The sequence below is a fragment of the Oribacterium sinus genome (assembly GCF_963537195.1).
Classification (GTDB): Bacteria; Bacillota; Clostridia; order Lachnospirales; family Lachnospiraceae; genus Oribacterium; species Oribacterium sinus_A.
The window spans coordinates 1-7,619 of sequence record NZ_CAUTEG010000101.1; the positions used below are offsets into that span (position 1 = coordinate 1).

5 protein-coding genes and 1 pseudogene are annotated in these 7,619 nt (G+C 38.9%); 5 read left to right on the forward strand and 1 reads right to left on the reverse strand.

Annotated elements, in window-relative coordinates:
* Window positions 1–277: 277 nt before the first annotated feature.
* Entirely contained in the window at window positions 278–1,678 is a 1,401-nt protein-coding gene (gene mgtE, locus RYL27_RS09640) for a magnesium transporter (RefSeq protein WP_314966877.1), read from the reverse strand.
* Between the two features lie 430 nt (window positions 1,679–2,108).
* On the opposite strand from mgtE, the gene RYL27_RS09645 reads away from it, so the two are divergent.
* From RYL27_RS09645 to RYL27_RS09665, 5 genes and pseudogenes are all read left to right on the forward strand, one after another.
* Window positions 2,109–3,398 (forward strand): ATP-binding protein, encoded by a 1,290-nt coding sequence (locus tag RYL27_RS09645; RefSeq protein ID WP_314966879.1) that lies wholly within the window; start codon window positions 2,109–2,111, stop codon window positions 3,396–3,398.
* A gap of 248 nt (window positions 3,399–3,646) precedes the next feature.
* A complete protein-coding gene (locus RYL27_RS09650) occupies window positions 3,647–4,498 on the forward strand; it encodes a PD-(D/E)XK nuclease family transposase (RefSeq protein ID WP_314966881.1) in 852 nt (283 codons plus the stop codon).
* A 381-nt stretch (window positions 4,499–4,879) separates the two neighbouring features.
* A complete protein-coding gene (locus RYL27_RS09655; RefSeq protein WP_308579965.1) occupies window positions 4,880–5,140 on the forward strand; it encodes a type II toxin-antitoxin system Phd/YefM family antitoxin in 261 nt (86 codons plus the stop codon).
* On the forward strand, window positions 5,130–5,441 hold the full coding sequence (locus tag RYL27_RS09660; protein WP_308579966.1) for a type II toxin-antitoxin system RelE/ParE family toxin: 312 nt from the start codon (window positions 5,130–5,132) through the stop codon (window positions 5,439–5,441). Before RYL27_RS09655 ends, RYL27_RS09660 begins: the two co-directional genes overlap by 11 nt.
* A gap of 382 nt (window positions 5,442–5,823) precedes the next feature.
* Window positions 5,824–7,619, forward strand: a pseudogene (locus RYL27_RS09665) (hypothetical protein); the annotation flags it as partial.

A 7,619-nucleotide genomic window follows, 5' to 3' on the forward strand; every position in this document is an offset into this window, starting at 1 on the left:
CCTTCGTTTTTCGCAAGTACCCACGGGCTCAGATTACCCCGTATCACAAAGCTATACTGCGGAAAAGCCCACAGATTATTTTTGGTTTTAGATTCTATCCTTCTCCATCTGTAAAAACATTAAACCGCTCTATGCCCTTGATTCATAAGGGCATAGAGCGGTTTTCGTCAACAGGTTTTGTGCTAAAAGCCTTTTAAGCTATAGACCTTTTAAACTATAGGCCAGACAGCTTAATATAGTATATTTTATCTGATAAGACTTGCTTATTGCTGTTTTATTATGCAACCTTAATCTGCATAATCTCTAAAATTAATAGCCATGTTAGTCCATAGTAGCTTACCACTCCCACCAGGTCATTGATGGTGGTAATCAATGGGCCGGAGGCTGCCGCCGGGTCCACGCCGATTTTCTTAAAGAAGATAGGGACGATGGTTCCCACAAAGGAGGAGATGACCATAGCCAGTAGTAGGGAAATGCCGATACAAAAGGCAATTCCAATGGAGATATGGAGGGGCATATGTTTAAAGAAATAGATGTAAGCCCCGATTCCCACTAAGGAGAAAAATCCTAAAACTAAGCCATTAATACCGCCGATACTCATTTCCTTGACAATAAGCTTTAATTTATCCCCTGCCTTTAACTGTTCATCCATTAAGACACGGATGGTTACTGCAAGAGATTGGGTTCCTACATTTCCTGCCATATCCAAAATCAAGGACTGGAAGGCCATGACAATGGTAAGCTGCGCCACCACAGTCTCGAAAAGTCCCACAACGGTGGAAACCAAAAGTCCCAGGAACAGAAGCATAATCAACCAGGGAAGACGTTTCTTCACACTATCCACAACAGGTTCATTTAAATCCTCTTCTGCAGAAAGACCTCCCAACTTAGCGTAGTCTTCCGCCATCTCGTCATCGGAAACCTCTAAGATATCCTGAGCAGTGATAACACCGAGAATTTCCTTGTCCTCTCCCAGTACTGGAATAGAGTTTTCGGAGTAAGCCTTGATATTTTCCAAGCAATCCTCAATCCGTTCATCCGCATAGACAAAGGGGTAGGCAGTTTCGGTAATGTCCTCAAGCTTGGTATCCTTTCTGGCGATAATGATATCCTTTAAATCCACAGCGCCGTAATAGGATTCATTTTCATCCACCACATAAAGGGTGGAAATATTGTCATGCTCAGCAGCCTGATCAATCAAGGAACGCATAGCTTCTCGGATGTTTAGATTGCTTTCCAGGGAAACGAAATTAGTGGTCATACGGGAACCGATCAAGTCTTCGCTATAGGAGGCCAAGGACTGCAATTCTTTTCGATTCTCCAAAGGCATGCGGGAAATCCAGGCCTTCTTGATATCCGGCTCGGTCTCCTTTAAAAGGTCAACCGCATCATCCGGCTCCATCTTTACCAGAATGTCGGCAGCCTTTTGCGCATCCATTTCTTCCAGATATTGCCCTGCATCCTCTGCATATTCCATCATTTCCGCAAGGCTTTCCATATCCAATAAGGAATAGAAAACTTCCCGTTCTTCTTTTGTCAGTTCCGGAAGACAGGAGGCCATATCATTGGCATGGTAGTCTTCCAAACGCTCTTTCTTCACTGCGGGATCATCCGACCCCCGCAAAATATCCAGAATTTCCTGCTGGTAATCCTGTAAAACTCTCTCTTCTTCGTTCATGTAAGCTCCTTCCCAAAAAAACTATGGACACAGGGAAAAGAACTTATGATATTTTCACGATTTATCCGATCAGAAGGAAGGATTGATAGAAATTCACAAATCCCTGCCCCATGGAAATATCATAAGTACTAGGATCCGTGTCGTCGCCGCTTTTCATTTGCATTTTCCTTCCTTTCTCTTGAATTTTAGCAAGTAAAAACTCGCATAAGCCTGTGTAAGTGTAACACGGAAGAGAAGGCGGGGCAATGGCTTTCAGGAAGAAAAAGTAAGAAGTTCTATATAGGGAGGAAAGCAAGATATGTTCCTGAGAAGTCAATAGAATATTCCTAGCAGGTTGGCAGAAAGTATCTTGTATAAGAGTCGAATAGAAGTTATTATATTGAATATAAAAGCCTTTTGGGGCAATAAAATTCAATTAAGGAGAGAGCTTATGGAAATCCAAAGAGATAGCTATTTAAAACAGCTTATATCCTATCGCTTTGACGGCTTGGTTAAAGTGATTACCGGAATCAGACGATGCGGAAAGTCCTATTTGTTGAAGAAGCTATATAAAGATTATTTGTTGAATCATCAGGTGAAGGAAGAGCAGATTATCAGCATTGAACTGGATTTGGCGAAAGACATTCAATTTAGAGATCCACTTCGCTTAAGTTCCTTTGTTAGAGAGAAGCTTTCCGGAACAAGAGAAGAACACTATCTTTTTATTGATGAAATACAGATGTCTGATGAAGTCCCGAATCCCTACAACCCCGAGGGGAAGAAGATTAGCTTCTATGATGCCTTAAATGATTTACGCTCCATTCCGAATCTGGATGTTTATGTGACGGGGAGCAATTCCAAGATGCTATCCAGTGATATTCTTACGGAGTTTCGGGGGAGAAGTGATGAAATTCGAGTCCATCCCTTAAGCTTTTCGGAGTACTATTCTGCAGTAGGAGGGGATAAAAATGAAGCCTTTGACGACTATGCTTTTTATGGGGGAATACCCTTAATCTTATCCAGACCAAATGAACTTGCAAAGATGAATTACCTAAAATCCCTCTTTTCGGAGGTGTATATCAAGGATATCGTGGAGCGAAAGAAAATCGAAAGGCAGGATATTCTGGAGCAGATTTTGGATTTGCTCTGTTCTTCCATCGGTTCTCTTACGAATCCGGCAAAGCTGGCCAACACCTTGCAATCCAAGCAAGGCATTTCCGTGTCTCCGAACACCATTCGAGCGTATATCGGACACTTGGAGGATGCCTTCCTCTTCTCGGAAAGCAAACGCTATGATGTGAAGGGAAAAGCCTACTTTGACTCCCCCAATAAATATTACTGTGAGGACATCGGGCTTCGAAATGCCAGAATCGGTTTTCGGCAGCAAGAGATGACCCATATCATGGAAAATATTCTCTTTAACGAATTGATGGTAAGACAGTTTTCCGTGGATGTGGGGGTAGTATATGCCAGAGAAAAAAACGAAAAGGGGAATTCCGTTCGGACGGCTCGTGAGATTGATTTTGTGGTAAATTCCGGAGGCAAGAGATGCTATATTCAATCTGCTTACGCTATGCCCACAGAAGAAAAGACGGAGATAGAGCTTAGACCGTTTTCACTTACCGGTGACTCCTTTCCCAAAATTCTGGTGCGAAGAGATATCGGAAAACGTTGGTACGATGACTATGGAGTATTGCATATCAATCTGATTGACTTCCTCTTGGATAAGGCGGTAATTTGAGATTTCTTTCTGCTTTTCTATAATTTCAGTCATAGCATTAGATTAAGACTAAGAAGCCAATAAATGGTATAGCTACGCCATTTATTGGCTTCTGTTCCATGTCAAAAAACCTACTCCATTTACGGATATTATCCGAATGTGGAGTATAGGTGATTTTGAATGAAGGTCGTATACTAGGATAAAGTTCATGTTTCTATACATAGTATTCTCTTAATCTATTATTTCTTTTCACTATAAGGAGGGAACTCATGCCTAAATCTAAAGTTGAAAATGATATTGTGGAAAAGCAAAAAATCATTTCTTCTCTTACGCTCATGGATGATTTATTTATGAAAGTGGTTTTGCAAGATAAGGAATGTACAGAATATATTCTGCAAACTATTATGGACGATTCTACATTAAAGCTGAAAAGACAAAGCCTTCAAAAGAATTTATCGAATCTTCATGGACACTCTTTGGTTTTAGACTGCCTCTGTGAAGATGGTAATAATAATATTTACAATATTGAAATTCAAAATAACATTTCTGGAGCAGAGCCTAAACGAGCGCGTTATCATGCCGGTTTAATGGACATGCACTATCTAAAAAAAGGAAATCATTTTTCGCAATTACCCAAATCCTATGTTATATTTATTACAGCAAATGATGTGCTTCATGGGAAACTTCAGATTTATCATATAGAAAGAACAATTCAAGAATTCGGGAAGCCGTTTTGGGATGAGTCTCATATTATTTATTTTAATACATCCTATGTAGATAATAGTCCCTTGGGGAAATTAGCAGAAGATTTTCATGCAAAAGAAACTGAACAAATGAATTCAGATATATTATCAAAGAGAGTTGCACTACTAAAAAATGCAAAGCCAAATGAAAAAGGAGGCAAAGAAATGAATGTTTTATTAGAGAATTATAGGAAAAAAGCGCTAAAAGAGGGAATAGAAAAAGGAATAGAAAAAGGTAGAGAAGAAGAAATTATAGCTAAACAAAAGGTAATACAATTAATGGGACTGTTGGCAGAACATGGTAGAATTGATGATATTAAGAAATCTTCTATAGATCAGGACTATCTACAATCTTTGCTCTTGGAGTTTGGTTTATAAATCTGAACTACATCTGCAAATGAAGCACTAGAAGAGATAAGAGAAAAATATGGCTTGTTTTAGCTTTTCTTTGACAATTTAAACATAAATGCTATAGTTAAGACAATCATCTACCAAGTTGTAGAAGGATGTGCTGGGACGTCATCGGTAACTACTATGCCAATGGCGTTTTCTGTTTTTGGTATGCTTCGCACTTTTTAATTCTTTTATTCAATTCCCAATTTTTCCCAATATAAAAGCTGGTAATTAAAAAGTAAACGTTCTTTTAAAACTACTATGAAACGGAAAAGAAGATTATAGAAACGGAAAAGAAGATTATAGAAATTGCTTGCTTAGATATGATAATTATGTCATTATTATGGGATAGAAAGGTGGTGCGTTATGCCTAGAATTATTCCAATAAAAGAGTTAAAAGATACTGCTAAAATCTCAGAAATGTGTCATGAAAATGAGGATCCCATATATGTGACAAAAAATGGCTATGGAGATATGGTTTTAATGAGCATAGAAAGTTATGAAGCATTACATCGCTTGAATCAAATTTATAGAGAATTAGAAATTTCTGAGGAAGATGTAGCGGCAGGAAGGACTACACCTGCAAAAGAAGCTCTGAAAGAAATAAGGGAAAAATATGGCTTATAAATTGGATATTTCATATAGAGCAAAGCAACAAATTGATCAAACAGTGCAATATATTACCAATAATCTAAAGAGCTGCCAAGGAGCAAATAGTATTTTAGATGATTTAGATGACGCATTACAGTTGTTAGAAAGTTATCCGGAATCGTTTGCTTATTGCGAGGATTATTATCTCTTTGCAAAAGGGTATAGAAAGTATTCGTTAAAAAAGCATAACTATCTTCTTGTTTACTTTGTAAAAGATAATACAGTCTATGTAATTGGATTTTTTCATATGTTGGAAAACTATCAGTCTAAGCTGTAAGAGGGATTGATTATTAAAAATTAATATCATCCCTCTTTTTTGTCGAAATACTTCCGTTGAAAAAATTTCTACCTAATAAGAATAGGGTACTGTGGAGGAATGACTAATCGAGAAGAAAGGATTCCTTTGCATGCTTTTCCAAAAATAAAAAATTAAAATAAAAATGCATTTTGCGAAAAAACTTTCTATTATAATTTTTTCAAAAAGGCCGATATTGTAGTGTGAGAAAGAAAAGGGTATTTATTTAGTACTTTCTCGGACGGCAATACGGCCCATTTTTTTGGAAAAAATTCCGGAAAATCCCGTGAAGCCGGAGAGAATAGAGAAAAAAGAGGGATGACAAATGAGAGTACTTCGCAAAAAAGAAAGGAATAAGGGCCAAATGAATTGGAAAGTCAAGCTTTCCATGCTTATGGTACTTTGCCTTGTTTTAACAGGTTCTCATGGACTCGTGCTATCGGCAGATGCACAGGAAGAACAGGGAGGTTCTCCAAACAGAATTGAAAGTAGAGGGGACAACGTTAAGCTCCATTTCAAAGGGGAGGATTTGCGCCAGGCTGCGGAAGCGGCAATTTATGAAGGTGTCAAATTTTCCATCACAGAAAGCTTAAGCTATAGTAAAGACCCTGAGCTTTTGCAGCTTTACAGAGATAGCCTTGCAGAAGGAAAGGAACTTTACGAAATCTCTCTGGATAATTTTGTAAATGGAACAGAGGCGGTTTATCAGGAAACCGGGGCTAAGGTAAGAGCTATTGTGGAAATTGATCCTACCGAGCGTACCGGAGAAATCGAAAAACAAGGAAAAGATGCCTTGGGATTTTTCACTAAGGATTCCTCTTTTGGCAAATTAATGGAGCAGGGAAATCCTGATTGGTATGAGGAAGCATTGGCTCCTGAGAGAGAGAAAGAAAGACTTGCTTTGGAGAAGAGCGAAGCAGACAAGGCGAAAGAGGAGAAGGCTGCTCAGTCTCAAGTGGAAAATGCTGAACCCGCGAAGGAGACTTCTGAAGCCACACAGGAAGCAAGTTCTGAATCCGCCGGTCAGGAAATGACTGAGGAAGAGAAGAATGCAGCTGCGAAACCGGACTTTATCAACTCTGATTCAAGTAATAAGGAATACAAGGTACAGGGAACTGAACTGATTCATTTCCTCTATGAAAACCACGGAGAACAGGATTTGCGTTTTCAGCTTTTTGTAGATAGTAACAGCTATCCCAGTGTGAAGGTTCAAAGTAAAACAAAGCTTGCAAAATCTATTCTGGAAGATTTAAAAAACTTAGAGGATAAAATCAAAAAGAGTAATGCGAAAAAGGAAGGAGAAGAACAAGAAGTAAAGCAGAATACGGAAGCTCTTCCATCTACAGCGCAAAGTAATGAAAATCTGGCATCTTCTGAAGAAAGTCAATCTAGCGAACTTACAACTGCTTCTGAAGCGGGACAAAGTTCAGAGACAAGCACTGCAACAGAAGAAAGTCAAAGTACCGAGACTTCTGCTTCAGTCGAAGAGAGTCAAGAGCAAAGCACTGTGGTAATTACAGAGGTGAAGGCAGAAGGGGAGAATAAGAAGGAAAAGGCAAAAAACAGTCAAGAAGATCCCGTTCTTGCCCTTTATCAGGAAATGAAGGCAGATATTACTCCATTCCTTTCTGAACTATATACCGCAAAATATCAAATCTATAGCTTAAATGAATTAGGCAGAAGGAGTCAGCATAAGGAAGTAGAAGACTTCGGTGTTGTAGAAGTGTTCTATGATAAGGAGGCTTTTTCGGAGAATGTAACCCTTCAGGTAAGTAAGATGGTTAAGCCGGAAGAAGCTAAGTCAGATGAGCCAAAACTGAGTGATGCTCAGGTAGAAGCTTTAAAGGTAAGAGGATATTATGAAGATTCTCGTTCCATTGATATTCATTTTGTTAATGCAGAGGGAGTAGAGGTGGAGCCTACCCTTCCTGTAGCAGTACGACTTAGTATTTCTAAGGATATTCTGCCGGAGGAAGCTAAACCGGAAAATATTTCAATTCATCACTTGGTGGAGGAAGAAGGTAGCGATAAGATTGCTTATGTAGAAACGGTTTCCGATACAGAAAAGAATGCTAAGAATGTTGTAGAGGAAAATACTAAGATAACAGAAGAATTAACAAAGAAAGAAGAGACAGGAGAGGAGACAAAACCGGAAGAAAA